The 24,307-nt window shown below is 65.4% G+C and carries 25 protein-coding genes; 17 read left to right on the top strand and 8 right to left on the bottom strand.

What is annotated here, in order from left to right; translation table 11 throughout:
* Window positions 1–69 precede the first annotated feature (69 nt).
* The 4 genes from RX333_RS12460 (at window position 70) to RX333_RS17255 (ending at window position 3,030) form a co-directional block, all read left to right on the top strand.
* Window positions 70–546: an Lrp/AsnC family transcriptional regulator gene (locus tag RX333_RS12460; protein ID WP_316015275.1), complete on the top strand. Its 477-nt coding sequence runs from the start codon at window positions 70–72 to the stop codon at window positions 544–546.
* A 63-nt stretch (window positions 547–609) separates the two neighbouring features.
* Window positions 610–1,440, top strand: coding sequence for a glutathione-dependent disulfide-bond oxidoreductase (gene yghU, locus RX333_RS12455; RefSeq protein ID WP_316015274.1), 831 nt, complete (start codon window positions 610–612; stop codon window positions 1,438–1,440).
* 128 nt (window positions 1,441–1,568) lie between these two features.
* Window positions 1,569–2,459: a cation diffusion facilitator family transporter gene (locus RX333_RS12450; protein WP_316015273.1), complete on the top strand. Its 891-nt coding sequence runs from the start codon at window positions 1,569–1,571 to the stop codon at window positions 2,457–2,459.
* Between the two features lie 286 nt (window positions 2,460–2,745).
* Window positions 2,746–3,030 carry a DUF6966 domain-containing protein gene (locus RX333_RS17255; protein ID WP_410056076.1) on the top strand — a complete coding sequence of 95 codons (285 nt, stop codon included), beginning with the start codon at window positions 2,746–2,748 and terminating at the stop codon, window positions 3,028–3,030.
* A gap of 35 nt (window positions 3,031–3,065) precedes the next feature.
* Here the strand turns inward: RX333_RS17255 and RX333_RS12445 are convergent, their stop codons facing one another.
* Together RX333_RS12445 and RX333_RS12440 are read right to left on the bottom strand one after the other, a co-directional pair.
* Entirely contained in the window at window positions 3,066–3,410 is a 345-nt protein-coding gene (locus RX333_RS12445) for an antibiotic biosynthesis monooxygenase (protein WP_316015272.1), read from the bottom strand.
* Window positions 3,407–3,721: an NIPSNAP family protein gene (locus RX333_RS12440; RefSeq protein ID WP_316015271.1), complete on the bottom strand. Its 315-nt coding sequence runs from the start codon at window positions 3,719–3,721 to the stop codon at window positions 3,407–3,409. The genes RX333_RS12445 and RX333_RS12440 overlap by 4 nt, the downstream gene beginning before the upstream one ends.
* 111 nt (window positions 3,722–3,832) lie before the next feature.
* On the opposite strand from RX333_RS12440, the gene RX333_RS12435 reads away from it, so the two are divergent.
* Window positions 3,833–4,498: a winged helix-turn-helix domain-containing protein gene (locus RX333_RS12435; protein WP_316015270.1), complete on the top strand. Its 666-nt coding sequence runs from the start codon at window positions 3,833–3,835 to the stop codon at window positions 4,496–4,498.
* 73 nt (window positions 4,499–4,571) lie between these two features.
* Entirely contained in the window at window positions 4,572–5,510 is a 939-nt protein-coding gene (locus tag RX333_RS12430) for a pirin family protein (RefSeq protein WP_316015269.1), read from the top strand.
* 60 nt (window positions 5,511–5,570) lie between these two features.
* Here the strand turns inward: RX333_RS12430 and RX333_RS12425 are convergent, their stop codons facing one another.
* A complete protein-coding gene (locus RX333_RS12425; protein WP_316015268.1) occupies window positions 5,571–7,319 on the bottom strand; it encodes a PRC-barrel domain-containing protein in 1,749 nt (582 codons plus the stop codon).
* Window positions 7,320–7,486: 167 nt separating this feature from the next.
* Between RX333_RS12425 and RX333_RS12420 the strand changes: the two genes are divergently transcribed.
* Complete coding sequence (locus tag RX333_RS12420) at window positions 7,487–8,011, top strand: hypothetical protein (RefSeq protein WP_316015267.1); 525 nt, start codon at window positions 7,487–7,489, stop codon at window positions 8,009–8,011.
* Window positions 8,012–8,031: 20 nt separating this feature from the next.
* On the opposite strand, the gene RX333_RS12415 is transcribed toward RX333_RS12420, so the two are convergent.
* The 3 genes from RX333_RS12415 to RX333_RS12410 form a co-directional block, all read right to left on the bottom strand.
* Window positions 8,032–9,057 carry a M42 family metallopeptidase gene (locus tag RX333_RS12415; protein WP_316015266.1) on the bottom strand — a complete coding sequence of 342 codons (1,026 nt, stop codon included), beginning with the start codon at window positions 9,055–9,057 and terminating at the stop codon, window positions 8,032–8,034.
* Window positions 9,058–9,068: 11 nt separating this feature from the next.
* Entirely contained in the window at window positions 9,069–9,386 is a 318-nt protein-coding gene (locus RX333_RS17250; protein ID WP_410056075.1) for a hypothetical protein, read from the bottom strand.
* 188 nt (window positions 9,387–9,574) lie between these two features.
* Entirely contained in the window at window positions 9,575–10,078 is a 504-nt protein-coding gene (locus tag RX333_RS12410; protein ID WP_410056077.1) for an Imm26 family immunity protein, read from the bottom strand.
* A 337-nt stretch (window positions 10,079–10,415) separates the two neighbouring features.
* Here RX333_RS12410 and RX333_RS12405 point away from each other — a divergent pair, with 337 nt between their 5' ends.
* The 5 genes from RX333_RS12405 to cobT all read left to right on the top strand — a co-directional run bounded on the left by RX333_RS12405 (window position 10,416) and on the right by cobT (window position 15,087).
* Window positions 10,416–10,652: a DUF2842 domain-containing protein gene (locus RX333_RS12405; protein ID WP_316015264.1), complete on the top strand. Its 237-nt coding sequence runs from the start codon at window positions 10,416–10,418 to the stop codon at window positions 10,650–10,652.
* Between the two features lie 67 nt (window positions 10,653–10,719).
* Window positions 10,720–11,706, top strand: a complete 987-nt coding sequence (cobS, locus tag RX333_RS12400) for a cobaltochelatase subunit CobS (RefSeq protein WP_316015263.1) — start codon at window positions 10,720–10,722, stop codon at window positions 11,704–11,706.
* Window positions 11,707–11,791: 85 nt separating this feature from the next.
* Complete coding sequence (locus RX333_RS12395; protein ID WP_316015262.1) at window positions 11,792–12,388, top strand: hypothetical protein; 597 nt, start codon at window positions 11,792–11,794, stop codon at window positions 12,386–12,388.
* A gap of 95 nt (window positions 12,389–12,483) precedes the next feature.
* Entirely contained in the window at window positions 12,484–13,131 is a 648-nt protein-coding gene (locus RX333_RS12390) for a hypothetical protein (RefSeq protein WP_316015261.1), read from the top strand.
* Between the two features lie 84 nt (window positions 13,132–13,215).
* Window positions 13,216–15,087, top strand: coding sequence for a cobaltochelatase subunit CobT (gene cobT, locus RX333_RS12385; RefSeq protein WP_316015260.1), 1,872 nt, complete (start codon window positions 13,216–13,218; stop codon window positions 15,085–15,087).
* Between the two features lie 242 nt (window positions 15,088–15,329).
* Here the strand turns inward: cobT and RX333_RS12380 are convergent, their stop codons facing one another.
* On the bottom strand, window positions 15,330–15,947 hold the full coding sequence (locus tag RX333_RS12380) for a TetR/AcrR family transcriptional regulator (protein ID WP_316015259.1): 618 nt from the start codon (window positions 15,945–15,947) through the stop codon (window positions 15,330–15,332).
* 53 nt (window positions 15,948–16,000) lie between these two features.
* Entirely contained in the window at window positions 16,001–16,834 is an 834-nt protein-coding gene (locus RX333_RS12375) for a prephenate dehydratase (protein ID WP_316015258.1), read from the bottom strand.
* A 152-nt stretch (window positions 16,835–16,986) separates the two neighbouring features.
* On the opposite strand from RX333_RS12375, the gene RX333_RS12370 reads away from it, so the two are divergent.
* The 5 genes from RX333_RS12370 (at window position 16,987) to RX333_RS12350 (ending at window position 24,286) form a co-directional block, all read left to right on the top strand.
* Window positions 16,987–18,465, top strand: a complete 1,479-nt coding sequence (locus tag RX333_RS12370; RefSeq protein WP_316015257.1) for a c-type cytochrome — start codon at window positions 16,987–16,989, stop codon at window positions 18,463–18,465.
* A 165-nt stretch (window positions 18,466–18,630) separates the two neighbouring features.
* The gene (locus tag RX333_RS12365; protein WP_316015256.1) at window positions 18,631–20,511 is read left to right on the top strand and encodes an extracellular solute-binding protein; all 1,881 of its coding nucleotides are present in this window, start codon (window positions 18,631–18,633) and stop codon (window positions 20,509–20,511) included.
* A 6-nt stretch (window positions 20,512–20,517) separates the two neighbouring features.
* Window positions 20,518–21,603, top strand: a complete 1,086-nt coding sequence (locus RX333_RS12360) for a microcin C ABC transporter permease YejB (protein ID WP_316015255.1) — start codon at window positions 20,518–20,520, stop codon at window positions 21,601–21,603.
* Window positions 21,600–22,709, top strand: coding sequence for an ABC transporter permease (locus RX333_RS12355; protein ID WP_316015254.1), 1,110 nt, complete (start codon window positions 21,600–21,602; stop codon window positions 22,707–22,709). The genes RX333_RS12360 and RX333_RS12355 overlap by 4 nt, the downstream gene beginning before the upstream one ends.
* On the top strand, window positions 22,706–24,286 hold the full coding sequence (locus RX333_RS12350; RefSeq protein WP_316015253.1) for an ABC transporter ATP-binding protein: 1,581 nt from the start codon (window positions 22,706–22,708) through the stop codon (window positions 24,284–24,286). The genes RX333_RS12355 and RX333_RS12350 overlap by 4 nt, the downstream gene beginning before the upstream one ends.
* Window positions 24,287–24,307 lie beyond the last annotated feature (21 nt).

The following is a 24,307-nucleotide window of genomic DNA, read 5'->3' as shown; positions in this document are numbered from 1 at the left end:
GATAGAGAAACGTGCCACCTTCCGCGCGCAGCGGCACTATTTTGAAACAAACATGTCGCAAGTCACCCTATGCAGAAACATTCACCTCTAACACTGACCGAGCTCGACCGCGCCATCCTCGCCGCTCTGCAAGAGGATGCCAGCCTGTCGGCCCGTGCGTTGGCCGAGCGGCTGGGTCAGTCGCAATCGACGGTCTGGCGACGGCTCAACGGGCTGGAGGAGGCCGGGGCGATCCGCGCGCGCGTCGCCCTGCTCGATCCCGCCCGCGTCGGTATCGGCGTCTGCGTCTTCGTCCAGATCAACCTCACCGATCACGGCCCCCGGATACGCCAGGCCTTCGAGGCGCTGGTCGCCCGCACGCCGGAGATCATGGACTGCTACGCCGTGACCGGCAGCTTCGACTACACGCTGATCGTGCGCTGCGCGTCCGTGGAGGCGTTCGAGGACCTTCTGATGCACCGGCTTCTGGCCCACGAGGCCGTCGCCAATGCGTCGAGCCAATTCACCCTGCGTCACATCAAGGCTCAGACCGCCCTTCCCCTCTGACGGTTGACCGATGCGCCCCGCCCCCACACATCCTGTCGCAAACCCACGTGACAGGAGAGCGCGATGAGCGACTACACCCCGCCCAAGGTCTGGACCCACGACGCCGAAAGCGGCGGCAAGTTCGCCAATATCAACCGCCCCACCGCAGGTCCGACCCATGACAAGGAGCTTCCCGTCGGCGAGCATCCGTTCCAGCTCTACTCGATGGGCACGCCCAACGGCGTCAAGGTGACGGTGATGTTCGAGGAGTTGCTGGCAGCGGGCCATGCCGCCGAATACGACGCCTGGTTCATCAATATCGGCGAGGGCGACCAGTTCGGCTCGGGCTTCGTCGATGTGAACCCGAACTCGAAGATCCCGGCCCTGATGGACCGTTCGGGCGACACGCCGGTCCGCGTCTTCGAAAGCGGCGCGATCCTGCTGCATCTGGCCGAGAAATTCGGCGCCTTCCTGCCCGCCTCGGGCCCCGCGCGAACCGAGGTGCTGAACTGGCTGTTCTGGCTGCAGGGATCCGCCCCCTATCTCGGCGGCGGGTTCGGACATTTCTACGCCTACGCGCCCGAGAAGCTGGAATACCCCATCAACCGTTTCGCGATGGAGGCGAAACGCCAGCTCTCCGTCCTCGACCGCCGGCTGGGCGAGGCGCGCTATCTTGGCGGCGACGACTATTCCATCGCCGACATGGCGACCTGGCCGTGGTACGGCGCGCTGGTGAAGGGCCTCGTCTACGACGCGGCGGAGTTCCTGAGCGTCCATGAATACGGAAACGTCCTGCGCTGGACCGACGAGATCGCCGAGCGCGCGTCCGTCCAGCGCGGCCGCCGCGTCAACCGCACCTGGGGCGACGAGGACAAGCAACTGCGCGAACGGCACGACGCGAGCGATTTCGAGTAAGAGCCGCGATGGGGCGGCGGCGGACCCGTCTGCCCCGTCCGATTTCACACGCAGGCAATTGCCGGCGCAGGCGCGCGGCGTTAGATCGGGCGCCTCTCGCAACCGCTCTCGACAATGGGAGATGCCTCGTGCCCGATACCGGCAGACTTGCCATCGGCAGCGTCCTTGTCGGCGTCGTCGTTTTGATCTTCAAGGCTCTGGCATGGTGGATGACAGGCTCGGTCGCGCTCTATTCCGACGCGCTGGAAAGCACCGTCAACGTCGTCACCGCCATCGCCGCCCTCATCGCGATCCGCGTTGCCGCGCGACCACCGGATGCCGTGCATCCCTACGGGCATGCCAAGGCGGAATATTTCTCTGCCGTGCTGGGCGGCGTGATGATCATCGTCGCGGCGCTCCTGGTACTGGCGGAGGCCTACCGCGCTGTCACGAGCCCCGCTCCGCTGGAGTTGCCGATCGTCGGGCTTGCGGTCAGCGGTGTGGCCACCGCGATCAATTTCGGCTGGGCGCGCATGCTGTCGCAGCGCGGACGCCGCGCCCGCTCGCCCGCACTGATGGCCGAGGCACGGCATCTCTACGCCGACATCGTGACGACCGCAGGCGTCGCGCTGGGTGTCGTACTGGCTGTGGTAACCGGCTGGACCATCCTCGATCCGCTGGTGGCGGCGCTGGTCGCCGCGCACATCCTCTGGACAGGCTCGAAGGTGGTGCGCTCCTCCCTCAGCGGGCTGATGGACGAGGCGGTCGCGCCCGAGACGCTCGCCACCGTCCAAAGGATCATCGCGACCGAGGCGGGCGGCGCGCTTCAGGCGCATGATCTGCGCACGCGCCAGTCCGGTCCGGTCACCTTCATCGATTTCCATTTGGTCATGCCCGACAATACCACCGTGTTCGACGCGCACGAGGTCTGCGATCGGGTCGAAGCCGCCTTGACCGATGCCGTCGGAGGCGCGCGGATCACCATCCACGTCGAGCCGGAACACAAGCAGAAGCGTTCGGGCATCGACATCCCCGGCTGAGAGCGAGACCAACCCTGGAGATCCGTCGATCTTTCAGCGCATCGGCAGCGCCGCGCTTCCCTTCGAGGTCAAAGTGGAAAATTCCGAATAGATGCTTTACTTCGAGTGCAATCACCCTTGCCAAAGGGCCGCGCCCGACGTTTGCTAAGTGAAGAAGCGCCCATCCGTTGTTTGTAAAACGGCTTCCAGTAAATAAATGCAGGAATGATCGGCCAGATTTATATCACTAAATAATTCGGCTTAGATATATGATTACATTTATTATTTTATGAAAAGATTTTAAGTTATGAAAAATTTGCCGATGCATCCCGATTTACTTAAACTCATCGCGAGTCTCTCACGCATACTGTGCATCCTTGATCGATATGATGAGCCCTTCTGGTTTGACAGGATTGCGAAAGTGAAAAGGATAGCTGAGAATTCAGACGGTCATTCTATCGAATTATTTTTGAGCTTTTATCGAGGAATGGGCAGTTTCAACGATCTCGTTTTGCGTGCCCCAAATTCAGCTAACGATATGCTCTACAAGGAACGCATCCGAGCATATGAGCTCGCCAGAAAGCTCCGCTAAGGGCTGAAAAGGCGGCCAACTCTGCAAAGCAAAACTCACCCATGCACCGCCCGGCTGTCCTCCGGCGCCTCCGCCCGCTCCTCCATCCCGTAGTCCCGGATGACCCCCGCGATCCGCAGGCGGTATTCGGCGAAATGGACCTCGCGCCCCGCGTGCTGCGCCGCGCGGTGCCGCTCCAGGTTGCGCCAGCGGTCGAGCGCGGCCTCGTCCTCCCAGAAGCTCAGCGACAAGAGCTTGCCGGGCGTCGTGAGGCTCTCGAACCGCTCCACCGAGATGAAACCCTCCAGCCCGTCGAGCAGGTCGCGCATCTCGGCCGCGATGTCGAGATAGGCCTCCCTGTGGCCCGGTTTCGGCTCCACCTCGAAGATCACTGCGATCATGTCGCACTCCCGTTCTCGTTGACGTAGAAGGCGCGGTCCTCCGCCCGGATGAAGCGCCGCTCCGCCGCGAAGGCGTAGTTTTCGCGCCCCAGCGGATGCGCCGCGAGCCGCGCGCGATACGCTTCATAGGCGGCCAGATCGGCCACGTTGTAAATGCCGTAGGCGGTGGTCGTCGTCCCTTCCCGCGGGCTGAAATAGCCGATCAGGTCGGCCCCGCAGTCCGGGATCGCCTGCCCCCAGGTCCGGGCGTAGCGGCGAAAATCCTCCGTATGGTAGGGCTCGATCTCGTAGCGGATGATGCAGGTCAGCATGGATGGTCTCCTTTCGCGGCCCGTCCTCGCACGTTCTCGGCCCGCGATGCTTCGGCGCGGACCGAACCGTCGTGGATTGCCGCCTGCGCGGGCCGGGCCTAGGCTCTCTGCATGGCCGACGGACCCGACATCGCGCGCGTGGCGCACCTCATCGCGGACCCGGCGCGGGCGCGGATGCTGACCGCGCTGATGGCGGGTCACGCCCTGACGGCGGGGGAACTGGCGGCCGAGGCCGGGGTCACGCCGCAAACCGCCAGCGGCCATATCGCGAAGATGGTCGCGGGCGGCATGCTGGTCGGCGCGAAGCAGGGCCGCCACCGCTACCTGCGTCTCTCCGGCCCGGATGTGGCAGACCTGCTCGAAAGCCTGATGGAGCTGGTGGACCGGCGCGGCCCCGCGCGCACGCGACCCGGCCCGGCCGAGCCCGCGATGCGCACGGCCCGTATCTGCTACGACCACCTCGCGGGATCGGCAGGCGTGGCGCTGCACGACACGCTGATCGCGCGCGGCCTGCTCGACGCGGGGCTGGTCGTGACGGGGCCGGGCGAGGCCGCCTTCACCGATCTCGGCATCGACCTTGCGGCGCTCAACCGTGCGCGACGACCGACCTGCCGCGCGTGTCTCGACTGGTCCGAACGGCGCGATCACCTGGCGGGCGGCCTCGGCGCCGCGCTCTTCACCGCCTTCGAGGACCGCGGCTGGATCGTCCGGCGCCCCGGCTCTCGCGCGGTGGCGATTGCCGCGCCGGAGCGCATGTCGCCGTGGCTCGGCATCTGATTGTTTCCATTCCGGCGCTCGCGCGGGACGGGCGACGTGCCTATCCTCTCACCACGCCACGCAGGAGGACGACATGAGCTGGAACCCCGCACTCGACCCGCATTGCCCGATGGGCGACGAGATCGACGCCATCGACACGCTGATCGTGCCCCGCGCGCGCGATCTGGGCGGGTTCGAGGTGCGCCGCGCCCTGCCCGCGCCCAAGCGGCAGATGGTCGGTCCCTTCATCTTCTTCGACCAGATGGGCCCGGCGGAGTTCCTGACCGATCAGGGCATCGACGTGCGCCCCCATCCGCATATCGGGCTTGCCACCGTCACCTACCTCTTCGACGGGTCGATCCATCACCGCGACAGCCTCGGCACGTCCCTCGAAATCCAGCCCGGTGCCGTCAACTGGATGATCGCAGGCCGCGGCATCACCCATTCCGAACGCGCCCCGGTGCCGGAGCGCAAGAAGGACCGGTCCAAGCTCTTCGGCATCCAGACCTGGGTCGCCCTGCCCGAGAAGGACGAGGAGCGCGAGGCCGGGTTCGAGCATGTCGCGAAGGCCGACCTGCCGGTGGTGGAAGGCGAAGGCAAGACCGTGCGTCTGATCCTCGGCAACGCCTACGGCGAACGCGCACCGGTCGCGACCTTCTCCGAGATGTTCTACGCCGACGCGCTGCTGGAAGCCGGGACGGCCATCCCCCTGCCCGACGATCACGAGGATCGCGGGGTCTACGTGCTCGACGGCACGGTGACGGTCGCGGGCACGGAGTACGAGGCGGGCCAGATGATGGTGTTCCGCCCCGGCGACCGGATCACCGTGCAAGCAAAAACGAGGGCGCGGTTGATGCTGCTGGGCGGCGAGACGCTGAACGGCCCGCGCTACATCTGGTGGAATTTCGTCGCCAGTTCGCAGGACAAGATCGACGCGGCCAAGGAAGCCTGGCGCGCCGGCGACTGGCGGCATGGCCGGTTCCAGCTGCCCCCCGGCGACGAGGCGGAGCATATTCCCCTGCCTGATCGCTGAGCTGGACGAAAAAAGGGGCCCCGCGGGGCCCCTTTCTCATATCATGCCGTGATGACGGGATCAGCCGTCGTCGGACATCACTTCGACGGTTTCCTCGTCGGCGATCTCTTCGTCGGCATCGACGTCGTACTCGGGCATCGCCTCGAGCTCTTCCTCGGTCAGGCCATTCATGATGACCCGATCCTGTGCGAAGCTCATACGGTCGAGCGGCAGTGCGACCTCGCTCTCGCCCAGGCCGAGGAAGCCGCCATGCGCGACCACGGCGTAGACGCGATCGTTGTTGCGCACGACGCGCTCGATCTCGCCCAGTTCCTCGCCTTCGCGGTTGTAGACGTCGAGACCGCGCAGTTCGGAGACGGACATCGACATGGCCGTGCCGGTCGCCATCTCACCGTCACCCATCGCGAGCGGCGACAGGTCCGCGCCGCCCTCGGCATCGGCTTCGGCCATCTCTGCGTCGGCCTCGGCGGTCGCCTCGGCATCGGCTTCGGCCATCTCGCCATCCGCCGTGGCTTCTGCGTCGGCCTCGGCCATCTCGCCTTCGACCTCGGCTTCCGCTTCGGCCATCTCGCCTTCGGCTTCGGCTTCCATCTCTTCCATCTCGGCGTCGGCCTCGGCCATCTCGCCTTCGACTTCGGCTTCCGCTTCGGCCATCTCGCCTTCAGCCTCGGCTTCCATCTCTTCCATCTCGGCGTCGGCTTCAGCCATCTCGCCTTCGGCCTCGGCTTCCATGTCCTCTTCGGTCATGTCCGCATCGGCGAGGGCGGTCGCTTCGGCATCCGCCTCGGCATTGGCTTCCTCGTCCATCTCCGCGTCATCCATGGACTCGTCGTCCATCTCGTCCGCTTCCATGCCGTCTTCACGCATGGTGACGGTGACTTCGCCGATCTGCTGGTACTGGACGGTGGGCTCGCCCGCCATCGAGAACTGGACGTTCGGCTCGGCCGCCTCGAAGGTCACCACCGGCTCGGCGGAGTTGTAGGTCACTTCGCCGTCGCCTTCCTCGGGCGAGGTCAGGCGCACGGTCGCTTCTCCCTGCGTCAGGTCGAAGTCCTCGATCACGTCGCTCTCGACCGCGTTGCCTTCGGCGTCGACACGCTCGGTGGTGGCGGAGATGCGCTCGCCTTCGGCGGGGGCTTCCTCGCCCTCCTCGAGGAACCGCACGTCCACATCGACGTCGAGCTCGGGCTGCGACTGGGTCACGCGGATGGTCGGCTCGGCCATCAGGACCTCGACGCGCGGTGCCGCGTCATCGACGCTGACGCCCGGACGCGGCATGGTGATGATGATCTCGGGGGCCTGCTGCTCGATCGTGATGGTCGGCGTCGGCATGTCGACGGTGATGGTCGCGGCCTGCTGACGCACGACGATCTCGGGCGAGGCCTGATCGATCGTGACGTTGGCGGGCGCATCCTCGATGTCCACGGTCGGGCCACCCTGCTCGACGGCCACTTCGGGCTGACGGACACGCGCGACCACGACACCTTCGGCGATCGCCTGGGTCGTGATCTCGACCTGCTGGGTCACCGTCTCGCTCTCGGAGAAGGTCTCGCTGTCGGACGCTGCGGCCTCGGCCGTGTCGCTGTCCTCGTCGGTCGCGACCACGATCTCCTCGACATAGACGACGCACTGGGCATCGTCATTGGCGCGTGCGACATCCGCCGCGTCCTGCAGCTCCTCGCTCAGCTGGCCATCCGTGGCCTCTGCCAGTTCCAGCAGTTCCTGGCAATTTTCGCTCAAGTCTTGCGCCTGCGCGGGCACGAGGGCCGTACCGCTGAGCAGAAGCGCGATCAATCCATGACGTCGCATCGAATTCTCCCGTTAGAAAATGACGGCTCGGGAACTTCCCCCGACCGGTCCGACCAACTGGAACGTAAAATTGAGAAATCAAGCCAAAACAGAACCTTGACAGTTTTCCCAGCACGCTATGTGAATCGCGATGTGCGTGTGCATCGATCGGGTCCTTGCAACTAGCGATGGATTTCCCCGCCGGGCGCTTCTATGACCGGCGCATGCCGCATACCGACCCGCTCCATACCATCTCGATCTCTCCCGCCCGGCGCTGGCTCGGCACCGGGGTCATGGCCCTGTTGGGGGTGATGCTGCTGTCGGTCGTCATCCTGCAGCCCCCGGGCAGCCCCTGGGCCCTGGTCGTGTTGATCGGCGCGGGCGGCATCGCCTTGTGGCAGGCGCGCCGCCTCGCCCGTGCGGGCCTGCGGTCGCTGATCCTGACCGAGGACGCCATCGTGACGGACGAGGGCGACACCCTGACCACTTACGAAGGCATCGACCGGATCGAGCGCGGAATCTTCGCCTTCAAGCCGTCCAACGGCTTCGTCCTGATCCTCGATGAGCCCCGCCCCCGCACATGGGTGCCGGGACTCTACTGGCAGTCGGGCCGCAGGCTCGGTGTCGGCGGCACGGCCCGCGCGCAGGATACCAAGATCGCCGCCGACCTGATCGAGACGATCCTGGCGAAACGCGCGGGTGCCGACCTGTAACGGGGCGCCCGCGCGTCGCCTCAGTTCGCCGTGATCCAGGCGGCGAGGATGTCGCGCGCCGCTTCCAGATCGGTCTTGTGGATCATCTCGGTCACCGTGTGGATGTAGCGCGTGCCGACGACGATGCCGATCGCCCGCGCGCCCGCTGCGGCCTGCTGGGCCGCGGCCCCGTCCTGCCCGCCGGCAGCCAGGATCGTGCGCTGGAAGGGAATGTCGTTCGCCTTGGCCAGCGCCTCGATCTCCTCGACCAATTCGATATCGGCGATGAAGCTGCCATCCTTGATGTGCAGCCCGAACCCCTCGCCCTGCTGCGTCACCGCCTGCGGTTTCGGCACGCCGGGCGTGTCGCAGGCCAGCGTCGTGTCGATGCCGAAGCCGATCTCGGGCTGGATGCGGTGCGAGGCCGTGCGCGCGCCGCGCAGGCCCACCTCCTCCTGCACGGTGAAGGCGACGTGCAGCTCGCACTCGTGCCCGCTCTCCTTGGCGCGGCGCAGCGCCTCGATCCCCAGCCAACAGGCGATGCGGTTGTCGAGCGCCTTGGACACGACCTTGTCGCCCATCTCGATCAGCGGTTCGTCCATCACCACGAAATCGCCGACCTGGATGCGGTCCTTCGCGGCCTTGCCGAGCCCGGTATCGACGAAGAACTCGGCGATGTCGGGGATCTTCTTGCGATCCTCGGGCGAGGCGATGTGCACCGGCTTGCCGCCGGGGTTCATCACGGCCTTGAGGTCGCCGTCCTTCGTGCAGACGAGCACCCGGCGCGAGAACAGGTTGCGGTTGTCGAAACCGCCGACCGGGTTCACGTGCACCCAGCCCTCGTCCGAGACATGGCTGACGAGGAAGCCGATCTCGTCCATGTGGCACAGGAGCATGACCCGCTTGCCGCCCTTCCCGTCGCGCCGGGCGAGCAGATTGCCCATCGCATCGGTCTCCACCGCATCGGCGAGCCCCTCGATCTCCGCCGCGATCAGATCGCGCACCCGATGCTCGCGCCCCGGCACGCCGGGCGTCTCGCAAAGCCGCTTGAGCAGGTCGATATCCATATGAGGTCCTTTCATCCGTTCGCAGGGTAGGTAGGACCATCGGCGCGCGACCACCACCCCATCAGTCGGAGACGATCAGATCGGCGGCTACCAAACCGCTCAACCCATGTCGCAAGAAGAGATCGCCGACGCCGGGGGAGAAACTGGATCGGGTCAAGGAGCGGTTGGTCCAGCGGATCGACGAGGGCGATCTGCAAGTCACCCTTCTTGAAGACAGGAACGACGCCCGTGCGGGTTATGCGGTCGTGCGTCAGATTGTCTGGCAGATCAGTTGGCTGGGATAGGTCCGGCGTGCTAACGGCGGCAATGCCGATGAGTTCGGCTCGCAAAAGTGCGATGTGGCCGGGGTCGAGGACTCCGTTTTTTTTGCGAGAAATTGGTCGATGCGGGCGGAGATTGAAATTTCTCTCGCAATCTAAACTAGAAACTAAGTATTGTCATCTTCATTAAGCAAGCAATCCAAATATATAATATTTTAAGAATCTCGATAAATTGAGTGTTATTACTTCGATTAACCTCAGTGTTTTGTATGCAGAAAATTGCAAGTTCGATAGGCATACTCACTTGAAAACTTGTCGAAGCTAGGACTCCAATCTCGGAAGCCAAAATAGCTTTGTGCTGCTTTCTCTACGACAGCGGGTGATGATATGGTACGATTGCGTAGTACTTCCAGCTCTGTCTGAGTGGCTATCCTAGTGAGACTGCGATCCCGCGACTCAATGTAAATCACGCCAGATTGCCTTACCTTGAATGCCGGCTGGGGTATCGCTGAGATATTGCCGGTATAGTTTCCGATGATCGGCCCACTTCCGTGAAAGATCTTAGCATCAAGCGTCAAAGCTAAAAGCGCCAAATTCAAAAAATCTAGCTCCCTTACATCTATGACATTCGTTTCGACCATTTTATCAAATACACAAACATACAGCTCGCTCTCCCATTCGCTCACGAGCTGTCCTATTGTCCACTTGTTTGCATCAAGAGGTAGGAGAAAAACGTCTCCAACACTTACTTTTATTCCCATCATCCACCCTTACGGTTGCCTTCATCTACAATAAATACACAAAAATTTATTCTGTAATCGGACTGCCAAACCAGTGCAGTTCCAGCACATCAGATTGAGTTGATCGGCATCCGATTTTTAATGGCCACCCTAATACTATGATATACTTACGAACCAGGCACGCATAGTATATAATGCCCTATATTCTAGATCAATTCAGGTCATAACAGCTTCGTAATCTTGAACAAAATTTGTTACAACACTAGAGATTTTCTGCTGAGTTTATTGCGCCCCCTCGCCTGCGCCCTCCCGTCACGCCCCCTTCTCAACCGGCGCGCGGCGGGTTATCTCCGCGCGCATGAGCATGTCCTGGAAAGCCCGTCGTCGCTGGTCGATCCTGATCCTCGTGGTCGGCCTGCCGGTCTACATCCTCGTCGCCTGGGTGGTGATGAGCCTGATCCCGCGTCCGCCGATCCTCGTGGAACTCCTGATCTATGCCGCTCTCGGCATCGTCTGGGCCCTGCCGTTCAAGGCGATCTTCAAGGGTGTGGGCAAGGCCGATCCCGACGCGGCGCCCGAGGACGCGCCGCGCTGACCGGCCCCTTGCGCCGCCCTGCCAAATACCCGACAAAGACGCGGTTTGACGCGCGAGGAGTGACCCCATGGCCGACGGAGCGATCCAGATGAGCGACACGCCCACCCACGACATCTCGGTGCGCGACGCGTTCGGCATCGACAGCGACATGACCGTCAAGGGGTTCGAGCAGGGCTCCGACCGGGTGCCCGAGCACGATTCGACCTACCAGTTCGACCGCGACACCACGCTCGCGATCCTGGCGGGCTTCGCCCACAATCGCCGCGTCATGATCCAAGGCTATCATGGCACCGGCAAGTCCACGCATATCGAGCAGGTGGCAAGCCGCCTCAACTGGCCCTGCGTGCGCGTGAACCTCGACAGCCACATCTCCCGCATCGACCTGATCGGCAAGGACGCGATCAAGCTGCAGGACGGCAAGCAGGTGACGGAATTCCAGGAGGGCATCCTGCCCTGGGCGCTGCGCAACCCCGTGGCCATCGTCTTCGACGAATACGACGCGGGGCGGCCGGACGTGATGTTCGTGATCCAGCGCGTGCTGGAGCGGGACGGCAAGCTGACGCTGCTCGACCAGAACCAGGTCATCCACCCCAACCCCTATTTCCGCCTGTTCGCGACCGCGAACACCGTGGGCCTCGGCGACACGACCGGCCTCTACCACGGCACCCAGCAGATCAACCAGGGCCAGATGGACCGGTGGAGCCTCGTCGCGACGCTCAACTACCTGCCCCACGATGCCGAGACCGACATCGTCGTCGCCAAGAACCCGACCTGGGCCGACGAGAAGGGCCGCCGCACCATCGCCCAGATGGTCACGGTCGCGGACCTGACGCGCACCGCCTTCATGAACGGCGACATCTCCACGGTGATGAGCCCGCGGACCGTCATCGCCTGGGCCGAGAACGCGCGCATCTTCGGCGATATCGGCTTCGCCTTCCGCCTGACCTTTCTCAACAAGTGCGACGAGCTGGAGCGGCAGACCGTCGCCGAGTTCTACCAGCGCTGCTTCGACGAGGAACTGCCCGAAAGTGCGGCGAGCGTCAGCCTCGGCTGAGCCCCGCGCGCCGGAGTATTTCGGCCAATCCGAAGGGTGAGATCGGCGCTCGCCACGGCGATGGCGCCGCGCTAGGCTGCCCGGCATGAGATTTCTTGCCGCCAGCTTCCTGCTCTCGACCCTGCCCGCCCTCGGCCAGACCGCCTCCGAGCGCGTGGCGATGGGCGAGGCCGAACCTACAGCCGCCCAGATGCAGGCTCGGGTCGACGCCTGCACCCTGCCGCAGGAGGGGGCATCGCCGGTCGCGTTCAACGACCTCACCGGCGCCGCTCTCGACCTGCCGGGCTTCACGGTCCTGCCGCTCGCCACGGTGCGCGACGGCGATATCGGCGTGCTGGAGCCGCTGCCTCGGGGCGGGATCGGAGCACACGACATCTGCACCAATCTGTCGCTCCATGCTCTTGACGAGACGATGCCCGCTCCGTTCGGCGATGCCGTCGGAGCGGTGGGGCTGTGGCTGCGTCCCGGACTCGATCTGGCAAAGACTTACCCGACGACGGCTGACGCGGTCGAGGCCGACGGTCGCCTGATCGAGTTGCCCGCTGGAACCTGGATCTTGTTCCCGACGACGGACGAGACCGTGCGCCAGACGATAGCGGCGCTCGCCGCCTCGCCCGACACCGACCGATCGGTGCCCGCGATGCGCCTTGGCGACCTCGTGCTCGCGCGCTTGGCCGATTGACACGCAACAGCGTGACTGAACGATGCGCCCCGTCGCGCGTTGAAACCTATCAGGAAGGCGCGACATATCGTCCGCCTCGTGCCGGAGTTCGCGCCATGCGCCGCCTCGCCCTCGCCCTCACCGTCCTCGCCCTGCCGGGCTTCGCGCAGGATGGCCCGCGCGTGATCGACCTCGACGGAGGCGGCACGACGATGTTCCCGCAGGACATGGAAGAGCAGCTCTCGGAGGACAGCGCGCAATCCGGCGAGCCCGAGATCATCGCGGTCAGGCCGCAGCTCGAACCGGACGAGGTGCAATCGCTCGACGCGTTGGTCGCGCCCGTGACCGACGTTCTCAGCGCCGGGGCCACCCGCATCCAGATGCTCGACCGCTGCGCCGCGCTGGAATCGAGCCTGATCGCCGTCATGTCCGGCTCGGGCATGAACCCGCAGGCCGCGCGTCCGCATCGCGCCCGCTTCGCCGAGATCACACAGGATGCCGTCGCCGAGCGTCAATCCGCCGGGATGGAGAAGCAAGCCGCCGAGGACGCGACCGCCGCCGCCATCCTGCCGCTCGCCCGCGCCTATCTCGACCAGTGGGAGGGATCGCGCTCGCGCACCGGGTCCTATTTCTCCTCGCCGCTGCGCCGGTCGGACCAGCTCGCCTGCATCGCCTATCTCGACGGGCGCACCGTGGCGGACCGGCCGACCCTGGCCGAGCAGATCGGCGGCGATGACGGGCTGGGCATCGGCACCGATCAGTGAAATAAGGGCGGTCACGGTGCCATACGCATGCCATACGCGTGCCATACGCATCGCATACACCGTTTTTCGCGCTCCGGAGGCAGGATGAAGCCGACCGACAACCCCGCCGATCCGTTCAAAAAGGCCCTTGCCGAGGCGACGCGAACCCTCGCCAACGAGCCGGATCTGAAGGTCAGCTACTCGGTCGATCCGCCGGGTTTGTCGAACGATTCCGCAAGGTTGCCCCAGGTAACGCGCCGCATGACCCGCGACGAGGTCATGCTGGCCCGCGGTGTCGCCGACGCCTACGCGCTGCGCACTCGCTTTCACGATTCCTCAACCCATGCCCGCTATAACCCGCAAGGCGAGGTGGCGCGCGAGATCTACGAGGCGATGGAAACCGCCCGCTGCGAATCCGTCGGCATGCGCGCCATGCCCGGCACCGCCGGCAATATCGACGCGAAGATCGCGGCGGAGGCGAAGCGGCTGGGTTACGGCGACATCAACGAGGCGTCGCAGGCCCCGTTGGCGGAGGCCGCCGGCTACCTCGTGCGGCATCTGGCGACGGGCCGCGACCTGCCCCCCGACGCGGCCAATGTGATGGAGCTGCGGCGCGGTTTCCTCGAACAGCATGCGGGTGGCACGCTGGAGGCGATCGAGGAGGTGCTGTCGGATCAGAAGGCCTTCGCCCGCTTCGCCCGTCAGGTCATCGACGACCTGGGATATGGCGAGGAACTGGGCGAGGATCCCGACTTCGAGGAGGACCCCGAGGATCAGGGCGACGAGGCGGAGGAGGAGCAGTCGCCCGAGTCCGAGGACCAGGGCGGCGATGAGAACGACCAGTCCGACAGCTCCGAGGAACAGACTGAGGAGACCTCCGAGGCTGATCCCGACGCGGCCGAGGCGCAGGTCTCGCAGGACGATGCCGACGATCAGGAGATGACCGAGGACGCCCAGATGCAGGAGGGCGAGCCGCCCGCCGATCTGCCCCCGCCCCCGATCAGCGAGGCGGACGTCAACTACAAGGTCTTCGCGACCGAGTTCGACGAGGAGATCGCGGCCGAGGATCTTGCCAGCCCGCAGGAGCTGGAGCGGCTGCGCGCCTATCTCGACCAGCAGCTCGACCCGCTGAAGGGCGCGGTCAGCCGCCTTGCGAACCGGTTGCAACGGCGCCTGCAGGCGCAACAGAACCGCAGCTGGGACTTCGATCAGGAGGAAGGCGTGCTCGACGCCGGGCGCCTCGCGCGGGTCGTGGCGAACCCGACCACGCCGCTCAGCTTCAAGGTCGAGCAGGATACCGAGTTCCGTGACACGGTGGTCACGCTCTTGCTCGACAATTCCGGCTCGATGCGCGGGCGACCCATCTCGATCGCGGCGATCTGCGCCGACATCCTCAGCCAGACGCTGGAGCGCTGTCAGGTGAAGGTCGAGGTCCTGGGCTTCACCACCCGCGCCTGGAAGGGCGGGCAGAGCCGTGAGCGGTGGCTGCAGCAGGGCCGCCCCGACCAGCCGGGCCGCCTGAACGACCTGCGCCACATCATCTACAAGCGCGCGGATGCCCCGTGGCGACGCGTGCGGCCGAACCTGGGCTTGATGATGAAGGAAGGACTGCTGAAGGAGAACATCGACGGCGAGGCACTGGAATGGGCCCACAAGCGCCTGACCGGACGGCCCGAGGCGCGGCGCATCATGATGGTCATTTCCGACGGTGCGCCGGTGGACGACTCGACGCTCAGCGCCAACCCGCCGAACTACCTCGAGAAACACCTGCGCGACGTGATCGCCATGATCGAGCGGCGCAAGCAGGTCGAGCTACTGGCCATCGGCATCGGGCACGACGTCACGCGCTATTACCAACGCGCGGTGACGATCACCGACGTGGAACAGCTCGCCGGCGCGATGACCGAGCAACTCGCCGCCCTGTTCGAGAGCGATCCGAAGGCGAGGGCCCGCGCCGACCGACGCCGGGCGGGCTAGTCTCCGCGGAAAGGCAAGGCGGCACGAAGGCGGGATCTGTCGATGGTTGCCGCCGATAAAGATGAGGCGGCCAAATCGTATCGGACCGGGCGTTCGCCTCCTCACCCTGCGAACGTCAGCAGTCAGGAGGGCATCTGTCAGCCATCGATCGTAGCGGTAAGTGATCGAACCGCCGGGCGTCTTGGCACGAAGTCTGCGTAAGGTGATCCAGGCGGTCGACCCGACCGGCCCCCAGCGGGTCGTCAGGTGCCGCTGCCGGCCGCCACTCTTGCGCCGACGAGGCGCAGGGTCATGTCGACATAGCGATCGGCGATGGCCTCGGGCTCCAGCCGGCCTCCGTCCCGATACCAGGTCGACACCCCGGTCAACATGGCGATCAGCGCCAGCGAGGTCAGCCGGGTGTCGAGCGGTGCGCAGGCGCCCTCTGCCACCCCGGCCTCCAGGATATCCTGCACCACCTGCTCGTAGCTGCGGCGCAGGCGTTCGACCTCGGCGAAATTCTCGGGCGAGAGGTTGCGCAACTCCATGTAGGCGATGAAGACCTTTTCCGCCCGCGCGATGTGATAGTGGATGTGGAAGCGGGTGAACTGCTCCAGCCGGTCCAGCGCGGGCCGGTCCTGCGGCATCGCGGTCGTCTGCCAGGTGTCGAGCAGATCCTCCATGTGACCGCGCATGAGGTCGTAGAGAAGGCTCTGCTTGTCGGGCGTGTAGAGGTAGAGCGCACCCGCCTGCACCCCGACCTCGCGTGCGATCTGGCGCATCGAGACGGCGGCGAACCCGTGCCGTGCGATCAGGCGCGACGCCGCATCCTCGACCGCGATACGGGTCTTCTCTCCGTTCGATCCGCTCTTGCGCGCCATGTCCCGCCCTCTTTCGCGAAGGTTAACTGAACGAGCGTTCGTTTGCCAAGCGGCTAGAGGCGAAAGCGGCTCTTGGGGTAGACGCCGAGGATCTTGAGCGAGGAGGTGAAGTATTCCAGCTCCTCCAGCGCACGGGCGACGGCGGGATCGTCTGGATGCCCGTCCACCTCGGCGAAGAATTGCGTGGCGGTGAAGGAGCCGTCGGTCATGTAGCTTTCGAGCTTGGCCATATTCACGCCGTTGGTCGCGAAACCGCCCATCGCCTTGTAGAGCGCCGCTGGAATGTTGCGCACCCGGAACAGGAAACTGGTCATCATCGGCCGGTCCGAGACCTCGGGCAGCGTAGCCGCCGGGGCCATGACGATGAAGCGGGTCGTGTTGTTGGCCGCGTCCTCGATATGGCGGGCCAGCACCTCCAGCCCGTAGATCTCCCCGGCCAGTTCCGAGGCGAGCGCCGCCAGGGCCGCGTTGCCCTTGCCCGCGACCGCGCGGGCGGATCCGGCCGTGTCCGCGCCGGTCAGCGGCTTGATGCCGTGATCGTTCAGGAACGCGCGACACTGGCCCAGAAGGACGGTGTGGCTCATCGCCTCGCGCACGTCTTCCAGCCGCGCGCCCGGCACGCCCAGCAGGTTGATGTGCACGCGCACGAAATGCTCGCCCACGATGCGCAACCCGCTGCCGGGCAGCAGCTGGTGGACATCCGCGACGCGGCCATAGGTCGAGTTCTCGACCGCGATCATGCCCAGATCGGCCTCGCCGCGCCGGACGGCATCGATCGCGCCTTCGAAGGTGCGGCAGGGCATCGGCTCCATGTTGGGGAACATCTCGCGGCACGCCTGATGCGAATAGGCGCCTAGTTCGCCCTGGAATGAAATCTTGCCGCTCATCGTCCCTGCCCTTCGCTGCGAATTGACGCATCCGGTTGCGGAGGCGCTTCGTCGCGCCTTCTATACCTTGAAAAGCGCCGTGGGGAACGGGTAGTACCTGCGGGACAGAATTTTGCGCAGGCGCATGCGCCAAGATCGGGAAGGCCGTCCGCATGAACAGTATGGAATTCAACAAGATCGCAGCGGGCATCATCAGCGCCCTGCTGGTGTTGCTGCTCGTGAAGTGGGGCGCCGAGTCGATCTATGGCACCGGCGAGGCCGCCCATCACGACTACGAACACCTGGCCTTCGAGATCGAGCTGCCCGAGGGCGGCGGCGAGACCGAGGTGGCCGAGGAAGCAGGCCCGCCGATCGGCGAATTCCTGATGACCGCCTCCGCCGAGGAAGGCGCGACCGCGTTCCGCGCCTGCCAGTCCTGCCATTCGGCGGACTCGGAGTCGAACGGCACCGGCCCCTACCTGCTGGGCGTGATGGGCCGCGACATCGCCTCGGTCGGCGCCTACGACTACTCGCCCGCGCTGGCGGGGATCGAAGGCGACTGGACCGCCGAGGCGCTCTCGGCCTTCATCGAGGCTCCGCGCGACTGGGCGCCGGGCACCAAGATGGGCTATAGCGGCATGCGTCGCCCGCAGGACCGCGCGAACGTCATCGCCTACCTGGTCGAGACGGCTGGCCAGACCCTCGAGGACTTCATCGTGATCCCCGAGGAGACGACCGAAGCCGAGGTCGACGCGGCCGCCGCCGAGGCCGAGGCCGAAGCGCTGTCCGAGGACGCGGCGGAGGCTGGCGAGACCGAGGGCCTGCCCACCGGTGCCGAGGGTGGCGTGACCGAAGCTGGCGGCGACGATGGCGACGTGGCCGCGACCGCGGACGATGTCGAGATCACCGAGGATGCCGTTACGACGTCCCCCGTCCGCGCGCCGGAGGCCGAGGACACCAACACCATCGACCCCGAGACCTCCGAGGCCGTGGCCGAGGAGAACGACGGTGCGACCGCCTCCGCCGTTGTCGAGGGTGATGGCGACGCGCCAGAGGGCGACGCGACCCCGGCCCAAGCCGACGGCGTCGTCGAGGATGTCGAAACCGACGAGCAGACCGCTCGGACCGATACCTCCGACGCGGAAACGGGCGGCGTTGCCCCCCCGGCGGAAGGCGATCCCGAAGAGCCGACCGCGGGCGGCGACGAAGCCCAACTGGAAGCCGAGGCCGATGCCGAGGCGCCCGAGCCCGGCGAGTCCGTCGAGGAGGCACCCGCCACCGATGCCGAGCCCGCGCAGGACGACGCAGCCGCGACCGACGGGGACGTCCCGGCCTTCATGCAGTCCGCCTCCGCCGAGGCTGGCGAGGGTATCTTCCGCCGCTGCCGCTCCTGCCACCTGATCGAGGACGGAAACAACCGCACCGGCCCGCACCTCTACGGTGTCGTCGGTCGCGACATCGGCTCGGTCGAGGGCTTCCGCTACTCCTCCGCGATGGAGGAAAAGGACGGCGTCTGGGATTACGAAGCACTCGATGCGTATCTCGAGAACCCGCGCGGCTGGCTGCCCGGCACGCGGATGAGCTTCGCCGGCCTGCGCGATCAGCAGGATCGCGCCGACGTGATCGCCTATATCGAGGCGCAGAGCGAATAATCTCGCCAATCCGCCTTGACAGAGGGCCGTCCCGCCGGGGCGGCCCTTTTTCGTGCGGGACCGGCCCGCGCGATTGCGTCGCACACGGGATCGTCGCTTGCCCTGAGCGACCGTGACCTTACCATTGCGGGAAACGGGACCGTCAGATGAGGAGTTCTCTTGCGAATGTCGTACAGCCGGACCGCCGCCCTTGCCCCTGCGCGCCGCGCGCTGGCCGCATTGACCCTTGCCACCACCCTCTCCCTCGGCGGCCTGCCGGGCCTCGCCGAAGCGCATCAGGAGGTCACGGAGGCACACGGCATCTCCTCGTTCGGGGAGCTGAAATACGGGCCCGATTTCGAGCATTTCGACTATGTGAACCCCGACGCACCCAAAGGCGGTTACTTCACGACCTGGGCCTTCGGCAGCTTCGACTCGATGCGCCCCTACATCCTCGCCGGAAACGCGGCGGGCTCCGTCTCGATCCTCTATGACAGCCTACTGACGGGATCGGCGGACGAGCCCGACGCGCTCTACGGCCTGATCGCCGAGAGCATAGAGTATCCAGAGAACCGCGAGTGGATCATCTTCAACATCCGCCCCGAGGCACGATTCCACGATGGCGAGCCGATCACGGCCGAGGATATCGTCGCATCCTACAACGCGCTCTACGATGACGGGCGGCCGACCTACCGGCTCGGCATCTTCCGCGATGTCGCGGGGGTCGAGGCACTCGACGAGCGGCGGGTCCGGTTCTCGTTCAACCCTGACGCACCGCTGCGCGACATGCCCTCGATCGTCGGCGGGCTGCCGATCTTCCCCGCCTCCTGGCTGGCGGAAAACGATTTCGCGGAATCGAGCCTCGAGCCCGTGCCGGGATCCGGGCCCTACGTACTTGGCAGCGTCGATGCGGGCCGGTCGATCACCTATGAGCGGGTCGAGGATTACTGGGCCGCGGACCTTCCGGTGAATGTCGGCCAGAACAATTTCGACGAGCAGCGGGTCGAGTATTTCGCCGACTCCACCGCCGCGTTCGAGGCTTTCAAGGCCGCGACGTACACCTTCCGCAACGAGAACACCTCGCGTTTGTGGGCCACGGCCTACGACTTCCCGGCCATCGAGAACGGCACCATCGTGCAAGAGACGCTGGAGGATGGAACGCCGACCGGCACGCAAGGCTGGTGGTTCAACATGCGTCGCACCCATCTGCAGGACCCGCGCGTGCGCCAGGCGGTCGGCATGATGTTCAATTTCGAATGGTCGAATGAGGCGCTGTTCTACGGCCTCTACAACCGCACCGACAGCTTCTGGGAAAACTCCTATCTGCAGGCGGAGGGAATGCCGACCGAGGAGGAGCTCGCGGTCTTGGAGCCTGTCCGCGGCATGGTTCCCGACAGCGTCTTCACCGAACCGGCCTTCACCCCTGTCGAATCCAGCGCCGACCGCCAGCTCGACCGTGCGGTCCTGCGCGAGGCCTCCGCCCTGCTGCGCGAGGCCGGGTTCACCATCGAGGACGGCGTGATGATGCGGCCCGATGGCGAGCCCTTCGTCATCGAGATCCTCAACGACAGCCGCGCCTTCGAGCGGATCATCAACCCCTTCGCCCAAAACCTCGAACGGCTCGGCATCCGCGTCGAGGCGCCACTGGTCGATCAGGCACAGGCCACCGAGCGGGAGAAGAATTACGATTTCGACCTGACCTCCCGCCGCTACCGCATGAGCCTGACGCCGGGGCAGGAGCTGGTCGGCATCTTCGGCTCCTCCTCCGCCGACGAGGTGGACACCGCGAACGTGATGGGCCTGCAGAACGAAGGCGTGGACTACCTGATCGAGGAGATCGCCAAGGCCGAGACCCGCGACGAACTGAATGTCCGTGTCCGCGCGCTCGACCGCGTGCTGCGCTCGCTGCACATCTGGATCCCGCAATTCTACAGCGGCAAGCACTTCATCGCCTATCTCGACGTCTACGGTCAGCCCGAGGTTCAACCGCCCTATTCCATCGGCACTGGCGGCTGGTGGTGGGACGAAGAGCGCGCGCAGGAACTGCGCGACGCCGGGGCGCTCTGAGCCATCATGGGTGCCTATATCCTGAGACGACTGCTGCTCGTGGTGCCGACGCTGTTCGGCATCATGCTCATCAACTTCGCCCTGACCCAGTTCGTGCCCGGCGGCCCGATCGAGCAGATCATCGCCGAGATCAACGGGGCCGGCGACGTGACCGACCGCATTACCGGCGGCGCAGGTGGCGACCTTGGCTCCGAAGGCGGCGGTGACGTCGAGTATCAGGGCGCGCGTGGCCTGCCGCCAGATTTCATCGCGGAATTGGAGGAGCAATTCGGCCTCGACAAGCCGCCCGTCGAACGGTTCCTGCTGATGATGTGGAACTACCTGCAATTCGATTTCGGCGAGAGCTTCCAACGCTCGATCTCGGTGGTCGATCTGGTGCTGGAGAAGATGCCGGTCTCGATCACGCTGGGCCTGTGGTCCACGCTGATCGCCTACATGATCTCGATCCCGCTCGGCATCCGCAAGGCGGTGAAGGATGGCAGCCGCTTCGACACCTGGACGTCAGGCGTCATCATCGTGGCCTACGCCATTCCCGGCTTCCTGTTCGCGGTTCTGCTGCTGGTGCTGTTCGCGGGGGGGTCCTACTTCCAGATCTTCCCGGCCCGCGGCCTGACCTCGCCGAATTTCGATGAGCTCAGCGCGGTGGGCAAGGTGCTGGACTACCTGCACCACATCACGCTGCCGGTCATCGCCTCGACCATCGCGAGCTTCGCGACGCTGACGCTGCTGACCAAGAACTCGTTTCTCGACGAGATCCGAAAGCAATACGTGATGACCGCGCGGGCCAAAGGTCTGAATGAGCGGCAGGTGCTCTACGGTCATGTGTTCCGCAACGCGATGCTCATCATCATCGCGGGCTTTCCGGGCCTGTTCATCTCGGTCTTCTTCGGCAGTTCGCTTATCATCGAGACGATCTTCTCGCTCGACGGGCTGGGGCTGCTGGGCTTCCAGGCGGCGGTCGGACGGGATTATCCGGTGGTGTTCGGCACGCTCTACTTCTTCGGGCTCGTGGGCCTTCTGGTCGGCATCCTGTCGGACCTGATGTACGTCTTCGTCGACCCGCGCATCGATTTCGAGAGCCGCAACACATGACGCTCAATCCCATCCAGAAGCGGCGCCTCGCCGCCTTCCGCGCCAACCGGCGTGCCGTCTGGTCGCTGTGGATCTTCCTCGTGATCTTCGTGCTGTCGCTGTTCGCGGAGTTCATCGCGAACGACAAGCCTTTGGTGGTGTCCTATCGCGGCGATCTGACCTTCCCGGTCTTCAACGGCTTCTATGAGGAGTCGGATTTCGGCGGCGATCCCGGCCTCAACGCCAATTTCAAGGATGAGGCGATCCAGTGCCTGATCATCACCGGTGGACTCGAGGATTGCTATTACGAGCCCGAGGAGTTCATCGCCGATGCCGAGGACGGCGTCATCGCGGGTGAGGAGATCGCACAGGGCTGGATGATCTGGCCGCCGATCCCCTATTCCTTCGACACGGTGAATGACGACGTGGACCGCGCCCCCGGCCCGCCGGACGCGAACCACTGGCTCGGCACCGACGACACGACGCGCGACGTGCTGGCCCGTGTGATCTACGGTGTGCGCACCTCGCTGCTCTTCGCCATCGCGATGGTCGGCATCTCGTCGGTCGTGGGCGTCGCGGCCGGCGCGATCCAGGGCTATTTCGGCGGCTGGACCGACCTGCTGTTCCAGCGCTTCATCGAAATCTGGGGCTCCACGCCCTTCCTCTACATCATCATCATCACGGCGGCGATCTTCACCATGAACTTCTGGCTGCTGGTCGGTCTGATGGCGCTCTTCTCCTGGACCTCGCTGGTCGGGGTGGTGCGCGCCGAATTCCTGCGCGCACGCAATTTCGAGTATGTCCGCGCGGCCCGCGCGCTCGGGGTGCCGGACCGGACGATCATGTTCCGCCACATCCTGCCCAACGCGATGGTGGCAACGGTGACGCTGATGCCCTTCCTCGTCACGGGTGCGATCAGCGGGCTGGCCGTGCTCGACTATCTCGGCTTCGGCCTGCCCTCCTCCTACCCCTCGCTGGGCGAGCTGACCCTGCAGGCGAAGGAGAACCTGCACGCAAGCTGGCTGGGCTTCACCGCCTTCTTCACCTTCGCGATCCTGCTGTCGCTGCTGGTCTTCATCTTCGAGGGGATCCGGGACGCGTTCGATCCGCGAAAGGTGCTGGCATGAATTCGCTTCTCGATGTGAACGACCTGCGCGTCAGCTTCGGCGAGGCGCACGCGGTCAAGGGCGTCAGCTTCTCGATCGAGCGGGGGGAAACCGTCGCGCTGGTCGGCGAAAGCGGCTCGGGCAAGTCGCTGAGTGCGCTCTCCACCGTCGAGCTGCTGCCCGATACCGCCACCGTCTCCGGCTCGGTCAAGTTCGACGGGCGCGAGATCCGGGGCGCCGACGCGGCCACCCTGCGCGACATCCGCGGGAACGACATCAGCTTCATCTTTCAGGAGCCGATGACCTCGCTCAACCCGCTCCACAAGATCGAGAAGCAGATCGGCGAGTCGCTGGAAATCCACCAGGGCCTGACCGGCGACGCCGCGCGCGCCCGCACGCTGGAGCTGCTGACCCGCGTCGGCATCCCCGACCCCGAAAAGCGGCTGTCGAGCTACCCGCACCAGCTGTCGGGCGGACAGCGCCAGCGCGTGATGATCGCGATGGCGCTCGCCAACGGGCCGAAGCTGCTGGTGGCGGATGAGCCGACCACGGCGCTCGACGTCACGATTCAGGCGCAGATCCTCGACCTGCTCAAGGAGCTGCAGGCGGCCGAGGGGATGGGGATGCTTTTCATCACCCACGACCTGACCATCGTGCGCCGCATCGCCGACCGGGTCTTCGTGATGAAGGATGGAGAAGTGGTCGAAAGCGGCCCGACCGCCGCGATCTTCGACGATCCGCAGCACCCCTACACCAGGAAGCTGCTGGCGGCCGAGCCGTCGGGCGCCCCGGCGCCGATCCCCGCCGCCGCGGACGAGTTGGTCCGCACGGACGACCTGCGCATCTGGTTCCCGATCAAGACGGGCTTCCTGCAGCGCACGACCGATCACGTGAAGGCCGTGAACTCCGCCACGATCAGCCTGCGCGCGGGCGAGACGCTGGGAGTCGTGGGCGAGAGCGGATCGGGCAAGACGACGCTGGCGCTCGCCGTCATGCGGCTCATTTCCTCGGAAGGTCCGATCCTGTTCCTCGGGCGGGATATCCAGGGCCTGACCAATCGCCAACTGCGCCCCGTGCGCGGCGACATCCAGATGGTGTTCCAGGATCCCTACGGCTCCCTCTCACCACGCATGAGCGTGGCGGAGATCGTGGCAGAGGGGCTGGGCGTGCACTTCAAGGGCACGGCGGCTGAGCGGCGCAAGCAGGTGGCGGATATCCTGCAGGAGGTCGGCATCGACCCGGACAGCATGGACCGCTACCCGCACGAATTCTCCGGCGGGCAGCGCCAGCGCATCGCCATCGCCCGCGCGATGATCCTGCGTCCCAAGGTGGTGGTGCTGGACGAGCCGACCTCGGCGCTCGACATGACGGTGCAGGTGCAGATCGTCGAACTGCTGCGGGAGCTTCAGGCCCGCCACGGCCTCGCCTACATCTTCATCAGCCACGATCTGAAGGTTGTGCGCGCGATGAGCCACCGCGTGATGGTGATGCGCCTCGGCGATGTGGTCGAGGAAGGCACGGTCGAGCAGATCTTCGACAATCCGCGCGAGGACTATACCAAGCGCCTGATGATGGCCGCCTTCGAGGCGCATCAATAGCAAAAGGCCCCGGCGCCGTGC

The sequence above is a fragment of the Roseobacter sp. HKCCA0434 genome (assembly GCF_032464675.1).
Classification (GTDB): domain Bacteria; phylum Pseudomonadota; class Alphaproteobacteria; order Rhodobacterales; family Rhodobacteraceae; genus Pontivivens.
The sequence above is the reverse complement of the archived record's forward strand: the minus strand, read 5'-3'. Positions and strand labels throughout refer to the sequence as shown.

Coding starts and splice junctions, on each gene's coding strand:
- RX333_RS12460 (WP_316015275.1), top strand. CDS start 70: ATGCAGAAACATTCACCTCTAACACTGACCGAGCTCGACCGCGCCATC.
- yghU (WP_316015274.1), top strand. CDS start 610: ATGAGCGACTACACCCCGCCCAAGGTCTGGACCCACGACGCCGAAAGC.
- RX333_RS17255 (WP_410056076.1), top strand. CDS start 2,746: ATGAAAAATTTGCCGATGCATCCCGATTTACTTAAACTCATCGCGAGT.
- RX333_RS12445 (WP_316015272.1), bottom strand. CDS start 3,410: ATGATCGCAGTGATCTTCGAGGTGGAGCCGAAACCGGGCCACAGGGAG.
- RX333_RS12440 (WP_316015271.1), bottom strand. CDS start 3,721: ATGCTGACCTGCATCATCCGCTACGAGATCGAGCCCTACCATACGGAG.
- RX333_RS12435 (WP_316015270.1), top strand. CDS start 3,833: ATGGCCGACGGACCCGACATCGCGCGCGTGGCGCACCTCATCGCGGAC.
- RX333_RS12430 (WP_316015269.1), top strand. CDS start 4,572: ATGAGCTGGAACCCCGCACTCGACCCGCATTGCCCGATGGGCGACGAG.
- RX333_RS12425 (WP_316015268.1), bottom strand. CDS start 7,319: ATGCGACGTCATGGATTGATCGCGCTTCTGCTCAGCGGTACGGCCCTC.
- RX333_RS12420 (WP_316015267.1), top strand. CDS start 7,487: ATGGATTTCCCCGCCGGGCGCTTCTATGACCGGCGCATGCCGCATACC.
- RX333_RS12415 (WP_316015266.1), bottom strand. CDS start 9,057: ATGGATATCGACCTGCTCAAGCGGCTTTGCGAGACGCCCGGCGTGCCG.
- RX333_RS12410 (WP_410056077.1), bottom strand. CDS start 10,078: ATGGGAATAAAAGTAAGTGTTGGAGACGTTTTTCTCCTACCTCTTGAT.
- RX333_RS12405 (WP_316015264.1), top strand. CDS start 10,416: ATGAGCATGTCCTGGAAAGCCCGTCGTCGCTGGTCGATCCTGATCCTC.
- cobS (WP_316015263.1), top strand. CDS start 10,720: ATGGCCGACGGAGCGATCCAGATGAGCGACACGCCCACCCACGACATC.
- RX333_RS12395 (WP_316015262.1), top strand. CDS start 11,792: ATGAGATTTCTTGCCGCCAGCTTCCTGCTCTCGACCCTGCCCGCCCTC.
- RX333_RS12390 (WP_316015261.1), top strand. CDS start 12,484: ATGCGCCGCCTCGCCCTCGCCCTCACCGTCCTCGCCCTGCCGGGCTTC.
- cobT (WP_316015260.1), top strand. CDS start 13,216: ATGAAGCCGACCGACAACCCCGCCGATCCGTTCAAAAAGGCCCTTGCC.
- RX333_RS12380 (WP_316015259.1), bottom strand. CDS start 15,947: ATGGCGCGCAAGAGCGGATCGAACGGAGAGAAGACCCGTATCGCGGTC.
- RX333_RS12375 (WP_316015258.1), bottom strand. CDS start 16,834: ATGAGCGGCAAGATTTCATTCCAGGGCGAACTAGGCGCCTATTCGCAT.
- RX333_RS12370 (WP_316015257.1), top strand. CDS start 16,987: ATGAACAGTATGGAATTCAACAAGATCGCAGCGGGCATCATCAGCGCC.
- RX333_RS12365 (WP_316015256.1), top strand. CDS start 18,631: ATGTCGTACAGCCGGACCGCCGCCCTTGCCCCTGCGCGCCGCGCGCTG.
- RX333_RS12360 (WP_316015255.1), top strand. CDS start 20,518: ATGGGTGCCTATATCCTGAGACGACTGCTGCTCGTGGTGCCGACGCTG.
- RX333_RS12355 (WP_316015254.1), top strand. CDS start 21,600: ATGACGCTCAATCCCATCCAGAAGCGGCGCCTCGCCGCCTTCCGCGCC.
- RX333_RS12350 (WP_316015253.1), top strand. CDS start 22,706: ATGAATTCGCTTCTCGATGTGAACGACCTGCGCGTCAGCTTCGGCGAG.